The sequence below is a fragment of the Cupriavidus sp. 96C5-1 genome (genome assembly GCF_057798855.1).
In genome coordinates this window covers 75,482-89,943 of sequence record NZ_JBYOJU010000011.1, presented here as the reverse complement: position 1 = coordinate 89,943, position 14,462 = coordinate 75,482, and the positions used below count along the sequence as shown (strand labels likewise).

Here is a 14,462-nt window from a genome sequence, read left to right as displayed (position 1 = left end):
CGCCGGGCCCGCTCACGGCGCCGACAGGCCGCGCTGCAAGGTGGTCTTGAGCATGGAGAACACCTGCCGGGCCACCGGGTTGGCGGCATTCGGACGTGCCCAGAGGTAGTACGTCACATCCGGCAGGCGCGGCAGCCCATCCTTGTCCCCCAGCACGCGCATGTCGGCCCCCAGCAGGTCGATGCTGCGCGCGGTAATCCCCAGCCCGGCGCGAATGGCCGCCTTGATGCCGATCAGGCTTGGCGCCAGGTAGGCGGCGCGCCACGGCACGCCAGCCTCCTTGAGCGCCTCCAGGGCCAGCTTGCGGAACAGGCTGGGCTCATCGGCCAGGATCAGCGGCACCGTGCTGCCGTGCTCATAGGCAAAATCCGCCGCGCAAACCCAGATGGTGGGCGAGGTGCGCAACACCAGGCCGTCCAGGCTGGTGTCTTCGCGCGTCGACACGGTCAGGTCGATCTCCCCGCGCCGCAGCGACTCCATCAGGAAGGGACTGCGCCCCACGTGGATCTCCAGCCGCAAGGCAGGCGAAGCCCGCGCGATATGGGACAGCAGCGGCGGCAGGATGGTGTCGGCCACATCGTGCGGCGCGCCGATCCGCAGCGATCCGGTCAGGTCGCCCTCGCGCAGCACGCGCAGCGCCTCGTCGTTCAGGCTCAGCAATTGCCGCGCGTACTCCACCAGCTTGTTGCCATGCCGGGTGAGCTGCTTGCCCCGCCCCTGCCGCTCGAACAGCGCCAGCGCCACCTGCTCCTCCAGCCGCTGCATCTGCTGGGTGACGGCGGATTGCGTGCGATGCAGCCGCTCGGCAGCGGCGCCGAAGGTGCCGTGATCGGCAATGGCGACCAGGGTGCGCAGCAGATCCAGATCGAGATTACGCATTCATTAGACTTGCTTAAGTGTTTTCATGGGTGATTAAGTGGTTTCGGGCGGTGGCTTTCATTACAGTGAAACCTGACGGCGCTACGCAACGCCCCGCAAGCCAATATCCCACAAGACTTACCAGAGACCCAGCAAGGATTCTAGAGACATGTCGATCGCACAACAACGCCAGGCCGCCGTCGGGGACGCCATTCGATCCATCAAGGAAATCGTTGCCAGCGCAGGCGTCACCCGTGACTCGCTGGCCGGCGTGCTGGCGCAGGTGGAGCAACTCGCGGCCAGCCCGCAACTGTGGGAGGAGAGCGAATTCGCCCCGCCCGAGGAGGGTGAGCGCCAGGCCCGCTACCTGATTGCCGAAGACACCGATCAGACCTTCGCGCTATACCTGAACGTGATGCGGCCCGGCAAGCGCATCCCGCCGCACAACCACACCACGTGGGCCTGCGTGGCGGGCGTGGTCGGCACGGAATACAACGACGTCTACCTGCGCACCGACGACGGCAGCCAGCCCGGCGTGGGCACGCTCGCGCATTCGCACACCGTGGAAGTCGGCCCGGGCACGGGCATCGCGCTGCTGCCCGATGACATCCATTCGGTGGAAATCCGCGGCGAAGCCGTGATCCGCCATCTGCATATGTACGGCCGCGCGCTCGAAACCCTGACCGACCGCCTCTCCTTCGACCTCGAGACCGGCCGCAGCCAGGTCATGGGCGTGGGCGTCAAGACGCGCCGCTAGCAAACACCGGGCTGCCGCGCCGGCACGCCCGGCCCAACCCTCACCCAATGCATTGCCGCTTGCCTCCCGCCCGTGCGCGGCCAGGAGGCCAGGCCCCCTTTTTGCCTGAACAAACACATGCCCGCTCTCCTCGCTGCGCCCGCTACCGCCGATACGGTCGATACCGCCGCTACGCATTACGCCCTGGTCGATCCCGTCGTCCTCAAGGGATGGCTGCACGACCAGGATGAAATCGCCCTGTTCGATATCCGCGAGCATGGCCAGTACGGCGAAGGCCACCCGTTCTACGCCGTGCCGCTGCCCTATAGCCGGCTCGAGCTCGACATCGGCCGCCTGGCGCCCAACGCCTCGGCCCGCATCGTGCTGGCCGACGATGGCGACGGCGTGGCGCCGCGCGCCGCCCACGCCCTGGCGGCACTCGGCTACACAAGGCTGTTTGTGCTCGATGGCGGCGTGCCCGGCTGGCAGGCCGCGGGCTACGTCCTGTTCGCCGGCGTCAACGTGCCCTCCAAGGCCTTTGGCGAACTGGCCGAGCATCACTACGGCACGCCGCGCGTCTCGGCCGCCGGGCTGGCCGCCATGCAGGCCAGCGGGCAGCCGCCGGTGGTGCTCGACGGCCGCCCGGCCGCCGAGTTCCGCAAGATGAATATCCCCGGCGCCATCTGCTGCCCCAACGGCGAACTGGCTTACCGCCTGCGTGACCTCGTGCCGGACGCCACCACGCCCATCGTGATCAACTGCGCCGGCCGCACCCGCAGCATCATCGGCGCCCAGACGCTGATCCATTTCGGCGTGCCCAATCCCGTGTTCGCCCTGGAGAACGGCACCCAGGGCTGGTACCTGAACGATTTCAAGCTGGAGCATGGCGGCACGCGCCGCTATCCGGACAACGACGCGCCGCGCGGTCTCGACGCCGCCCGGAATGCCGCGCAGGCCATGGCCAGGCGCTTCGCCGTGCCGTGCATCGGTGCCGCGCAAGCCCGCATGTGGCTGGACGACCGCTTGCGCACCACCTACCTGTGCGACGTTCGCACGCCGGAGGAATACGCAGCCGGTTCGGTGCCCGGGGCCCAGCACACGCCCGGCGGCCAGCTCATCCAGGCCACCGACCAGTACGTGGGCGTGCGGCGTGCCCGCCTTGTGCTGATGGACGCCGACGGCGTGCGTGCCCCCGTGGTGGCCAGCTGGCTGCGCCAGATGGGGCACGACGCGGTGGTGCTCGAAGGCGGCATTGCCGCGGCATTGGCCGGCGGCCTGGCCGCCCGGGGTGGCCCCGCGGCGCCCACCACCGTGCTCCGCCGCATCGATACGCCCACGCTGGCCGCGCAACTGGCCGGGCAACGCGCACTTGCGCTCGATGTGCGCCCCAGCGCGGCGTATCGCGCGGGACACATCCAGGGCAGCCGCTGGTCGATCCGCCCCGTAGTTGCGCGCGACCTGGCGGATGTGCCGCACGACACGGCGCTGGTACTGATCGGGGACGCCGGGCAGCCTGGCGTAGCGGCGCTGGCCTTGGCGGAACTGGTGGCGCTCGGCTACCGCGACGTAAGCGTGCTCGACGGCGGCGTCGGCGCGTGGCAGGCCGCGGGCCTCGCGCTGGTCACCGGCAGCGCGGACTGCCTGCCGGATGCGCGCTGCATCGATTTCCTGTTCTTCGTGCACGACCGCCACGACGGCAACAAGGAAGCCGCGCGCCGCTACCTGGCCTGGGAAACCAACCTGATCGGCCAGCTCGACGCGCAGGAACTGGCCACCTTCCGCTTCGCCTGAGCCAGCGCCATGCGATCCGTTCCTGCCTGATCCAAGCCATTTCGCACCATGAACCGCCACCAGCGACCGAGCCCGCTCGCGCATCCACCGCCCGCCCACCGGCACGGCGACGGACGCGCGCAGCCGGCAAGGCGAGTCGCAAGGCAACGATTCCCAACCGGCTCGACGGTGCAGCGCCAAGGGGACGCCCCGGCATTCCGGGAACACAGGGGCCGGAGCGGCGCGCGATGCATCGCGCGGGGCCGCAGAAGCCCGCCCAGCCTCCCTTTGCACTGACATCTCTCTACAGATACAGGGGTTCTTCATGTCACGCATCAAGCATGTCCTGGCCAGCACCTTCGCTACCGCCACCGTCGCCGCATTCGCCCTCGCCACCACCCCCGCCACGGCCCAGCCGCTGGCGCCGGTCGGCGGCTACCCGTCGCAGCCGCTGCGCTTCGTCTCGCCCTTCCCCGCTGGCGGCGGCAACGACGCCATCACCCGCATCGTCACCACCCGGCTGGGCGAGGTGCTCGGCCAGACCGCCGTCACCGACAATCGCGGCGGCGCCGGCGGCAATATCGGTACGCGCCTGGTTGCCGAGGCCAAGCCCGATGGCTACACCCTGCTCACTTCGCAGGTATCGGTGATGGCCGTCAACCCGACCCTGTACGGCGCCCCGGGCTTCGACCCGGTGAAGAACTTCACGCCGGTCACGCAGATCAACGCGGCGCCGCTGGCCATCGTGGTGGCCGCCAATGCACCATGGCAGACCTTTGCCGAACTGGCTGCGCAGGCCAAGGCCCAGCCGCAGAAGATCACCTTTGCCACGCCCGGCAATGGCACGCTGTCGCACCTGGTCGGCGTGGTGCTGGACAAGGACAGCGGCGTGACGCTGCAGCATGTGCCCTACAAGGGCGCCGGCCCCGCCATCAACGACCTGCTGGGCGGCCAGGTGAACGTGCTGATCACCTCCACCGCCTCGGTGGCCGGCTTTATCCAGGGCGGCCGGATGCGCGCGCTGGCGGTGACCAGCCCGCGCCGCCTCGGCGTGTTCGCCAAGGTGCCGACGCTGGAAGAACTGGGCTATCGCAATGCCCGCTTCGAAGACTGGTATGGCGTGTTCGCGCCGGCCGGCACCCCGCCCGAGCGCGTCGCCTACCTGAACCGCGCCATCGTGCAGGTGCTGCAGATGCCGGAAGTGGTGAAACTGATCAATGACGGCGGCAGCGATGTGGTGGCCAGCAAACCGGATGCGTTCGCCGCGCAGCTCAAGGCAGACATCGCGCGCTGGTCGCATATCGTCAAGCTGTCCGGCGCGCGCATGGACTGATGGATCGCTGTCCGGCGCGCAAACGGCATGGGCATGGGATTTGCAACCGCCTGCGCCAGCAACACGATATACGCACGCGCAGCCACGCACAGCCACGCCGGCCGCGCCGGCGCGGTACGGTGCCTCACCCTGATCGGGCCAAACCATGAAACACAGCACGCTTACCCGCCTCGCGCATGCCGGCCGTACCGGCACCGTGGACGGCGGCCAGCCCGTCAACCCGCCCGTGGTACGCGCCAGCACGGTGCTCTTCGATTCCGTCGCGCAGATGCGCGAGATGCGCTCGCGGCGCGGCAACGAGCGGCTCTTCACCTATGGCGCGCGCGGCAATCCCACCGCCTTCGCGCTGGAGGACATGGTCACTGAGCTGGAGGGCGGCTACCGCACCCGCCTGTTCCCCAGCGGACTCGCCGCCGCGGCAATGACGCTGCTGGCCTGCCTGCGCCCCGGCCAGCATGTGCTGCTGCCGGATTGCGTCTATGAGCCGGTACGCAAGCTCGCCGAGGGTTTTCTGGCGCAGCACGGCATTGCCGCCAGCTTCTATGCCAGCGACGGCCACGACCTGCAAGCCAGGCTGCGGCCGGAAACCCGTCTCGTCTACGTCGAGGCGCCCGGCTCGCTGGCTTACGAGATGTGCGACCTGCCCGCCATTGCCGGCATCGCCCATCGGCACGGCGCGCTGGTGGCGGCCGACAACACCTGGGGCTCCGGCCTGCTATACCACCCGCTCTCGCTCGGCGCGGATATCTCGCTGATGGCAGCCACCAAATACCTGTCCGGCCATTCCGACGTGATGATGGGCACGGCCTGCACCACCGAGGCCGCCTGGCCGGCGCTTGCCGCCGCCGCCGACGCCTTCGGCATGGCCGTCAGCCCCGACGATGCCTACCTGGTACAGCGAGGCATGCGCTCGCTGGGCGCGCGCCTGGCCCAGCACGAGCGCGGCGCGCTGGCGGTAGCGCACTGGCTGCGCGCACGCCCGGAAGTGGCCGAGGTGTTCTGCCCCGCCCTGCCCGGCGACCCCGGCCATGCACTGTGGCGCCGGGATTGCCGCGGCACCAACGGGCTGCTGTCGTTCTCTCTGGGCGATGCTGCGCCGGATGCGGCCGAGCGCTTCGTCGACGGCCTTGCGCTGTTCGGCATCGGCGCCTCCTGGGGCGGCTTCGAGAGCCTTGCCGTGATCGCCGACCTGCGCGGCGCGCGCAGCGTGACCGACTGGTCAGCGCGCGGCCAGGTCATTCGCCTGCATATCGGGCTGGAGGATGTCGATGACCTGCTGGCGGATCTGGCGCAGGGGTTCGAAGCGATTGGCGGAAAGATTTCCTGCCATGTGAGTACGCTGCCGCCGGATTCGGCGCGCTAGTTCCCGCTGGATCAGCCATCGCCGGCCAGCGGGCAGCCTCGCTTGGGCGCCGCCACATCCCGGGCCCGCGCGGCGGATCTGCGCATGCCGCCCGCCGCCCTCCCCACAGGCTTACAATGCCGGCTTTCGCGCCCCCGCCACGCCATGCCCGCGACCATGACCGAAACAGCCTGCACCACGTTCTCGCCAGAGGAGCGGCAGAGCTTCTACCGCCTAGTCGCGTCGCGCCGCGACATGCGGCACTTCATGGCGGGCGCCGCGGTCGACGAGGCGGTGTTGATGCGCGTCCTGCAGGCCGCGCACAGCGCCCCGTCCGTGGGCCTGATGCAGCCGTGGCGTTTCATCCGCATTGCCGACCCCGCACTGAGGCAGGACATCGCGGCCCTGGTCGAGACCGAGCGCCACCGGACAGCGGCGGCGCTGGGCGAACGCGATAGCGAATTCCTGCGCCTGAAGGTGGAAGGCGTGCGCGAGTGCGCCGAGCTGTTGGTGGTGGCGCTGGCGCCGGACGATGGCACCGTGTTCGGCCGCCGCACCATGCCGCGCGAGATGGCGCTGTGCTCGGCGGCCTGCGCCATTGAAAACCTCTGGCTGGCGGCGCGCGTGGAAAACCTGGGACTGGGCTGGGTGTCCATGTTCGAGCCCGGCGCGCTGGCAACCCTGTTGCGGCTGCCGCCGGGCGGCCTGCCGATCGCGATTCTCTGCCTGGGTCCGGTCGACGCCTTCTATCCCGCGCCCATGCTGGAACTGGAAGGCTGGCGCCAGGGACGCCCGCTGGCGGAGCTGCTGTGCACCGACCGCTGGAGCCAGTCGGCGGCCTGAACGGCAGGCGGCCTGGAGGCGCGCCACCTTGCCGGGCCTCAATCGTCAAACCTCAAAGCCTGAAGCCTCAAGGTCAAGGCTCGACCGACGGCTCCCGCTTCATGCAGCGCAGCACGAAGGTGGAATGGCTGTGCCGCAGGCCCGGCAGCTTGTAGAGCTTGTGCCGCAAGAATTCCTCGTAGCCTTCCGTGCCGGCCACCGCCACCTTGATCAGGTAGTCGTATTCGCCGGTCAGCAGGTAGGCTTCCATCACTTCCGGCAACTCCGCCAGGGCTTCGCCGAAGCGGTCCAGCATGTCGTCATCGTGCCGGTCCAGCGTCACTTCGATCAGCACCGTGTCCGGCAGGCCCAGCGCCTTCTGGTTCAGCAGCGCGGCGTAGCCCTCGATCACGCCGCTTTCCTCCAGCGCGCGCACCCGGTTCCAGCAGGGCGTGGGCGACAGCCCGACCTGCTCGGCCAGCTTGAGGTTGGAAAGCCTGCCGTCACGCCGCAGCGCGCGCAGGATACGCCGGTCGGTTTCATCCAGCTTTGGGGAGCTTGCCATGGTTTTTACCACCTTACAGGAACAATTCACCATCAACTTTAACACCAGAAGATGATTCGTCCTCAATCAAGGCAAATCTGGAGGCAATAAAGAAGCCCATTCTGAGGCAGCGCTGGTAGATTTATCGCATGAACTCCGAGCCACATACCCCCGCCGCCTCCGACACCATGCCTACCCTGAACCTTGCACTGCGGCTTGAACGCAACGACCTCTTCGGCGCCATCGAATGGACGCTCGCCAACGCCCGCCGCACCGGGCTCACCCTGATCGATCTGTGCTTCGGGCAGGCGGCCGCGCCCCACCAGCTCACGCTGTCGGTCGGCGCCGACAATGCGGACTTGCTGCCCTTGTTTCTCCGGCGCATGGAGAACGGCGCGGATGTGCTTGAAATCTTCGAGATCGCGGCCCCCGCCGATGCGCAGGCCGTTCCCGCCGTGGCAGCCGGTCCCAGCCCCCTCGATGCGCCGCGGACCGTCCCCGTCGGCCATGCCCATGCGGCCCCGGCACAAGTCCAGTAGCCACGCGGCCCGGCCCCTGCCGCCGGCGCCTCAGCGCTGCTCGAAACTGCGCGTGAAATAAACCAGCCCGGCCTGCTCGCGCAACCGGTAGAGCAAAGCCGGGCGGCGCCCGGTTTCCTTCTGCGCGCCAAGGTCTTCCAGCATCCCGCCCGCCAGCATCCTGGTGCGGAACGCTTTTTTCTCCAGCGAACGGCCGAGCACGAGTTCGTACACGTGCTGCAATTCGCCAAGCGTGAAGGCGGACGGCAGCAGGTGCGCGGGCAGCGAGGTGTACTCGGTCTTGCCGCGCACGCGATGCAGCGCTGCGCCCAGCAGGACAGCGTGATCGAACGCCAGCGGCATGGCAACGCCCTCGCCCTCCACCGGCGCCCAGCGCAAGTCGGCCGCGTTGCCTCCCTTTTGCAGCGCCAGCGTCTCGTCCGGCAACAAGGCCACGTACACGTGCGTGGTGGACCAGCCGCGCGGATCGCGCGTGGCGCTGCCCCAGCTGCCCACCTGCTCCAGGTAAGGACTGTCCACCCCGGTTTTTTCCGCCAGCTTGCGCAGGGCGCAGGCCTGCAGATCCTGATCCCGCGCGACATCGACAAAGCCGCCCGGCAGCGCCCAGCGGCCCGGGAAGGGCTCGCCCGCCTGTTGCGGGCGCTGCACCAGCAGCACCTGGAGGGAACCGGCGCGGATGGTCAGGATGACCACATCCACGGTGGTCAGCGGGCGGCGGAAGACCGCGTCGCCGGCGGCTTCGACCGGATCAGGAATGGGCTCGGAAGGCTTGGTCATCTTGCGGGAGGGCTCCTTGTCGCGGCTGTTCATGGCGGATTATAGGTTGACAAGTGGCACAGTGACACTTATATTAGTGGTACTGACACACTTATCGCCGATTTTCGCTTGCCGGCGAAAGCGGGCAGACCACCAGACACCACGGGAAAGGAACCACCATGTTCGGCATCCGCTTCATCAAGGCAGACCCCACCACCTATCTGATGCAGATGAAGGGCGGCAAGATCCTGCGCGAAGGCAGCGGCCAGTCCTTCTACTATTACTCGCCCACCACGTCGCTGGTGGCCGTGCCCGTGGGCAGCCAGGTCCTGCCGTACATCTTCGAGCTGATCACGGCCGACTTCCAGTCGGTGACAGTGCAGGGCAATCTCTCCTACCGCGTCGCCGAACCGCGCAAGACGGCCGCCATGCTCAACTTCGCGCTCAAGCCGGATGGCCGCAACTACGTCTCGGAAGATCCCCAGAACCTGCGCACCCGCGTCGAAGGCGTGGTGGAAGTGCTGGTGCAGCAGGCGGTCAGCGCCGAAACCCTGCGCTCGTCCCTGCAGGCCTCGGACCGCATGGCGCGCCAGGTCGAAGGCGCGCTGAAGACCCAGCCCGACGTGCTGGCGCTCGGGCTGGAGATCCTGTCCTTCTCGATGGTGGCGGTCAAGCCGCGCGCCGAGACCGCGCGTGCGCTGGAAGCCGAAATCCGCGAGCAAATCCTGAAGGCGGCCGACGACGCCATCTACGCCCGCCGCAACGCTGCCGTCGAGAACGAACGCGCCATCAAGGAAAGCGAACTCGACACCGAGGTGGCGGTGGAACTCAAGCAGCGCACCATCCGCGAGACCCAGATGGAAGCCGAAGCCGCGGTGCAGAAGAAGCAGGCGGAACTGGAGGCCAGCGCCATGGAGGCGCAGATCGCGCTGGAGGCGCGCCGCAAGGAGTTCGTCGGCCTGGAAGCGGACAACACCCGCACCACCGCCGAGGCCGAAGCCCACCGCCTGGGCGCGGTCATGCAGGCACTGCAGGGGGCCGACGCGCGCATCGTGCAGGCGCTGGCCGCATCGGGCATGGCCCCCGGCCAGCTGATCGCACAGGCCTTTGGCGGCATTGCCGACAAGGCCGAGCGCATCGGGCAGCTGAATATGTCGCCGGAGCTGCTGCAATCGCTGCTGGCCCCGCAGGGCAAGGGCCGCGGCTGATCCCCGGCACGCGAACAGGTCATCCGCATTCAGGAACAGAAACAGGAACAGGAGCAACACGCATGGGCACGGCCGCCGATCGCAAGGTAGTACTGGTGACACGCAAGACACGGCTGGAGGAACTGCTGGCGCGCTACCACTCGCTGGCGCAGGCACGCTTCTACCTGGAGCACCTCGGCGCGGACATCACCGATTACCAGCGCGAGCACGATGCCTACCTTGCCGCGCGCGAGCAAGTCAGCGCCGTGCTGTCGCGCTACCTGCGCAGGCAGGTGGTGGACCGGCAGTTCCTGCCCAACTTCCTGTTCGGGCCGGACGATATCGTGGTGGCGCTGGGCCAGGACGGCCTCGTCGCCAACACCATGAAATACCTGAACGGCCAGCCGCTGCTCGGCGTGAACCCGGATCCGGGCCGCTACGACGGCGTGCTGCTGCCGTTCCAGGCGGGCGAACTGGCGCCCGTGCTGGCCGAAGCCATGCAGGACCGGCGCCCTGCCCGTCCGGTCACCATGGCGCGCGCCGAACTGTCGGACCAGCAGGTGCTGTACGCGGTCAACGACTTCTTCATCGGGCCGCGCAGCCACACCTCGGCGCGCTACGAAATCCAGCTCGGCGCGCGCAACGAGGTGCAATCGTCGAGCGGCGTCATTGTCTCCACGGGGCTTGGCTCCACGGCCTGGCTCAAGAGCATCGTCACCGGCGCGCGCGCCATCGCGCAGGCGGGCGACGGCGCCGGTACACCCTATCAGCCCTTGCCATGGGACGCGGACCGGCTGGTGTTCGCCGTGCGCGAGCCCTTTCCCAGCCGCGCCAGCAATACCACCCTGGTGTATGGCGACATCCCGCGCGGGCAGCAGATCGTGCTGCGCTCGCTGATGCCCGAGAGCGGCGTGATCTTCAGCGATGGCATCGAAGCGGATTTCCTGCAGTTCAACGCCGGCACCGAAGCCCGCATCGGCGTGGCTGAACGCTGCGGGCAGCTGGTGCAGTAGCGCGCCGCCGCCCGCTAGGCGGCTTCGGGCAGCAGCTCGATCCCGTCCAGTTCGGCGGCGCAGGTATCGCGCACGATGGCAACGAAATCGCGCACGTATGGCCGCACCGCCAGCGCGGCCGGGGTGGTGGCGTAAAGCTCGCTCCACAGGCCCTTGGCGCCAATGCGCTTGGCCAGCACATAGTCGTGGTCGACATAGTTCTTCACGCCCCAGTTCGGCAGCGCGGCCACGCCGCGGCGGCTGGCCACCAGCTGCAGCACCGCCACGGTCAGCTCCGCCGTGCGCCGCTGCAGCTTGATGCCGGCTGGCTCCAGCACCTCGCGGATCAGGTCGATGCGCTGCTCCGGCACCGGGTAGGTGATCAGGGTTTCGCCGGCCAGGTCGGCCGCCTCGATGCGGCGCTTGTTGCGCAGGCGATGCTCGTTGGCGATCACCGCCAGGATCTCGAAACGAAACAGCGGCGCCACCGCCAGGCCGCGCCTGGCCTGCGGCAACGAGCCGATCACCATATCCGTGCGGCCTTCGGCCAGCAACGCCAGCGGATCGGCATGAAAGCCCGCGACCAGATCCACCTCCACCTCCGGCCAGCGCCGGCGGAACTCGTCCATGACCGGCATCAGCCAGTCGAAGCAGGTGTGGCACTCCAGCACGATGCGCAGCTCCCCGCGCGTATCGCCCTTGAGGCGGGTCAGGTCGCGCTCGGCGGTGCTGATCGCCGCGAGCGTCTCGCGCGCCAGCACCAGCAGGCGCTCGCCGGCAGGGGTGAAGCGCAGGCCCTGCCGGGTACGGTCGAACAGCGGCAGGCCGTAATGCGCCTCGATGCCCTTGATCTGGTGCGACAGCGCCGACTGGCTCAGATGCACGCGCTCGGCGGCCATGGCCAGCTTGCCGGACTCGGCGATCGCCACCAGCGAGCGCAGGTGCCTGACTTCGATCACAAGGGACTCCCACATTGAGGTAACTGGCCGGCCCGGCGCGCCGCGCCTTCGGACTCGCGCCGGAACGGCTTCGTATGAAAATGATTCATATAGTGTTTAAATCTTATCGCTTGATTCATTTTACGCCGGATTCCACACTGGGCGCCATCGTCACATCTCAAATTCGGAGCATTGCATGGCACGCACCCATATCGCGGGCTTCCCCCGCATCGGCGCCCGGCGCGAACTGAAGTTCGCCCAGGAAGCGTTCTGGCGCGGCGAAACGGACGAAGCCAACCTGCGCCAGGTTGCCGCCGGCCTGCGCCAGCAGCACTGGCAGTCGCAGGCGCAAGCCGGGCTGGACAGCGTGGCGGCGGGCGACTTCGCCTACTACGATCAGGTGCTGGGCCTGAGCGCGCTGCTTGGCGCCCTGCCCGCGCGCTTCGGCTTCGACCCGAAGCAACTGAGCCTGGCCCAGTACTTCGAGCTGGCGCGCGGCAACAAGGCGCAGCCGGCCATGGAAATGACCAAGTGGTTCGATACCAATTACCACTACCTGGTCCCCGAACTCGGCCCGGATACCCGCTTCGACGGCGGCGTGGACTGGTTCTTCGACGAGCTCGACGAAGCCCTGGCGCTGGGCCTGGCCGCCAAGCCCGTGCTGATCGGGCCGGTCACTTACCTGCTGTTGTCCAAGACCCATGTGGACGGCTTCGACCGCCTGAGCCTGCTGCCCGGCCTCGTGGCTGCCTACCGCCGCATCCTGGCCCGCCTGCGCGAGCGCGGCATCGAATGGGTGCAGATCGACGAGCCCGCGCTGTGCCTGGACCTGGCCCCGGCATGGCTCGACGCCTACCACAGCGCCTTTGCCGGGCTGGCCGGGTCCGGCGTGAAGCTGCTGCTCGCCACTTACTTCGACAGCGCCGCCGACCATGCCGCGCGCGCCGCCGCGCTGCCGGTGCAGGGATTCCACATCGACCTGGTGCGCGCCCCGCAACAACTCGACGCCTGGCTCGCGGTCCTGCCCGCCGGCGCCGTGCTATCCGCAGGCGTGATCGACGGGCGCAATATCTGGCGCGCCGACCTGCGGCGCGCGCTGGCGCTGCTGGCACCGCTGCATGCCCGGCTGGGCGAGCGCCTGTGGGTGGCGCCGTCGTGCTCGCTGCTGCATGTGCCGGTCTCGCTGGAAGCCGAGCACAAGCTCGATGCGGAAATCAAGACCTGGCTGGCCTTCGCCACCGAGAAGCTGGCGGAAGTCAGCGTGCTGGCCCGTGCGTTGAACGAGGGCGAAAGCGCGGTCGCCGCCGAGCTGGCCGCCGCCGATGCCGCGCTGGCTTCACGCCGCGACTCGCGCCGCGTGGTCAACCGGCAGGTGCAGGCACGCGTGGCAGCCGTCACCGCCGCGATGGCCGAGCGCCAGAGCCCCTTCCAGGCCCGCATCGAGCGCCAGCGCGCAGCGCTGCAACTGCCGCCGCTGCCAACCACCACCATCGGCTCCTTCCCGCAGACCGTGGCGATCCGCCAGACGCGCGCCGCCTACCGCCGCGGCGACATCGGCGCGCTGGACTACCTGCAACGCATCCGCGCCGAGATCGAGACTGCCGTGCGCAAGCAGGAGGCCCTCGGCCTGGACGTGCTGGTGCACGGCGAAGCCGAGCGCAACGACATGGTCGAGTACTTCGGCGAGCAACTATGCGGCTACGCGTTCACCGACAACGGCTGGGTGCAGAGCTACGGTTCGCGCTGCGTCAAGCCGCCCGTGATCTATGGCGATGTGTACCGCCCCGAGCCCATGACCGTGGAAACCACGCGCTATGCGCAGTCGCTGACCGAGCGCCCGATGAAGGGCATGCTGACCGGGCCGGTCACCATGCTGCAATGGTCCTTCGTGCGCGACGACCAGCCGCGCGCCACCACCGCGCTGCAGCTCGCGCTGGCGATCCGCGACGAAGTCTCGGACCTGGAACAGGCCGGCATCCGCATCATCCAGATCGACGAACCCGCCTTGCGCGAAGGCCTGCCGCTGCGCAAGGGCGACTGGACCGCGTACCTGGACTGGGCCGTGCATGCGTTCAAGATCTCGGCTGCCTCGGTGGCGGATGAAACGCAGATCCACACCCATATGTGCTACGCCGAGTTCAATGACATCCTGCCCGCCATCGCCGCGCTGGACGCCGACGTGATCACCATTGAAACCTCACGCTCGGCCATGGAACTGCTCGAAGGCTTCGGTGCGTTCGACTATCCCAACGAGATCGGACCGGGCGTGTACGACATCCATTCGCCGCGCGTACCGGGCGTGGATGCCATCACGCACCTGCTCGAGCGGGCCTGCGAGGTGATTCCACCGCAGCGGCTGTGGGTCAATCCCGATTGCGGGTTGAAGACGCGCGCCTGGCCGGAGACCGAAGCCGCGCTGGCCAATATGGTGGCCGCCGCGCGCGGCCTGCGCGAGCGCATCGGCAAGGCCGGCGCGACCCGGTGGCAGCGCGCACCGCGCCGCGCCGGGCTGGGCGGCCACGCCGCGCAGCGGACGACGGGCCACGCGGCAGGCTGCACCGATTGCGCAAGCCAGGCGGTCGCTTGAGCCTGCTGCCGGCCGGCCGGCGCGGTTAGCGCACGAGCCGGCCGGCCATCTCTTTTTT

13 protein-coding genes are annotated in these 14,462 nt (G+C 68.7%); 9 read left to right on the top strand and 4 right to left on the bottom strand.

Translation table 11 applies throughout. The annotated features are described in order from the left end of the window. Positions 1-12: 12 nt before the first annotated feature. Entirely contained in the window at positions 13-879 is an 867-nt protein-coding gene (locus tag AC3FOF_RS14855; protein ID WP_276264541.1) for a LysR substrate-binding domain-containing protein, read from the bottom strand. Between the two features lie 148 nt (positions 880-1,027). On the opposite strand from AC3FOF_RS14855, the gene AC3FOF_RS14850 reads away from it, so the two are divergent. The 5 genes from AC3FOF_RS14850 (at position 1,028) to bluB (ending at position 6,882) form a co-directional block, all read left to right on the top strand. Then, positions 1,028-1,615, top strand: coding sequence for a cysteine dioxygenase family protein (locus AC3FOF_RS14850; protein ID WP_488727019.1), 588 nt, complete (start codon positions 1,028-1,030; stop codon positions 1,613-1,615). A 117-nt stretch (positions 1,616-1,732) separates the two neighbouring features. Then, positions 1,733-3,385: a rhodanese-like domain-containing protein gene (locus AC3FOF_RS14845; RefSeq protein WP_488727018.1), complete on the top strand. Its 1,653-nt coding sequence runs from the start codon at positions 1,733-1,735 to the stop codon at positions 3,383-3,385. A gap of 304 nt (positions 3,386-3,689) precedes the next feature. Continuing rightward, the gene (locus AC3FOF_RS14840) at positions 3,690-4,697 is read left to right on the top strand and encodes a Bug family tripartite tricarboxylate transporter substrate binding protein (protein ID WP_488727017.1); all 1,008 of its coding nucleotides are present in this window, start codon (positions 3,690-3,692) and stop codon (positions 4,695-4,697) included. A gap of 145 nt (positions 4,698-4,842) precedes the next feature. Beyond that, on the top strand, positions 4,843-6,060 hold the full coding sequence (metC, locus tag AC3FOF_RS14835; RefSeq protein ID WP_488727016.1) for a cystathionine beta-lyase: 1,218 nt from the start codon (positions 4,843-4,845) through the stop codon (positions 6,058-6,060). A gap of 156 nt (positions 6,061-6,216) precedes the next feature. Further along, positions 6,217-6,882, top strand: coding sequence for a 5,6-dimethylbenzimidazole synthase (bluB, locus tag AC3FOF_RS14830; protein WP_488727015.1), 666 nt, complete (start codon positions 6,217-6,219; stop codon positions 6,880-6,882). A 73-nt stretch (positions 6,883-6,955) separates the two neighbouring features. Here bluB and AC3FOF_RS14825 read toward each other — a convergent pair whose 3' ends face one another. Then, positions 6,956-7,426 (bottom strand): Lrp/AsnC family transcriptional regulator, encoded by a 471-nt coding sequence (locus AC3FOF_RS14825; protein WP_017227989.1) that lies wholly within the window; start codon positions 7,424-7,426, stop codon positions 6,956-6,958. Between the two features lie 128 nt (positions 7,427-7,554). On the opposite strand from AC3FOF_RS14825, the gene AC3FOF_RS14820 reads away from it, so the two are divergent. Continuing rightward, positions 7,555-7,944, top strand: coding sequence for a hypothetical protein (locus AC3FOF_RS14820; RefSeq protein WP_488727014.1), 390 nt, complete (start codon positions 7,555-7,557; stop codon positions 7,942-7,944). A gap of 30 nt (positions 7,945-7,974) precedes the next feature. Here the strand turns inward: AC3FOF_RS14820 and AC3FOF_RS14815 are convergent, their stop codons facing one another. Then, entirely contained in the window at positions 7,975-8,721 is a 747-nt protein-coding gene (locus AC3FOF_RS14815; RefSeq protein WP_488727013.1) for an NUDIX hydrolase, read from the bottom strand. 158 nt (positions 8,722-8,879) lie between these two features. Here AC3FOF_RS14815 and AC3FOF_RS14810 point away from each other — a divergent pair, with 158 nt between their 5' ends. Together AC3FOF_RS14810 and AC3FOF_RS14805 are read left to right on the top strand one after the other, a co-directional pair. Further along, a complete protein-coding gene (locus AC3FOF_RS14810) occupies positions 8,880-9,908 on the top strand; it encodes an SPFH domain-containing protein (protein WP_017227992.1) in 1,029 nt (342 codons plus the stop codon). Between the two features lie 62 nt (positions 9,909-9,970). Further along, entirely contained in the window at positions 9,971-10,900 is a 930-nt protein-coding gene (locus AC3FOF_RS14805; RefSeq protein WP_488727012.1) for a diacylglycerol kinase catalytic domain-containing protein, read from the top strand. Between the two features lie 14 nt (positions 10,901-10,914). Here AC3FOF_RS14805 and AC3FOF_RS14800 read toward each other — a convergent pair whose 3' ends face one another. Further along, positions 10,915-11,838 carry a LysR family transcriptional regulator gene (locus AC3FOF_RS14800; protein WP_035813152.1) on the bottom strand — a complete coding sequence of 308 codons (924 nt, stop codon included), beginning with the start codon at positions 11,836-11,838 and terminating at the stop codon, positions 10,915-10,917. Between the two features lie 175 nt (positions 11,839-12,013). Between AC3FOF_RS14800 and metE the strand changes: the two genes are divergently transcribed. Beyond that, on the top strand, positions 12,014-14,404 hold the full coding sequence (gene metE, locus AC3FOF_RS14795; protein WP_488727011.1) for a 5-methyltetrahydropteroyltriglutamate--homocysteine S-methyltransferase: 2,391 nt from the start codon (positions 12,014-12,016) through the stop codon (positions 14,402-14,404). Positions 14,405-14,462 lie beyond the last annotated feature (58 nt).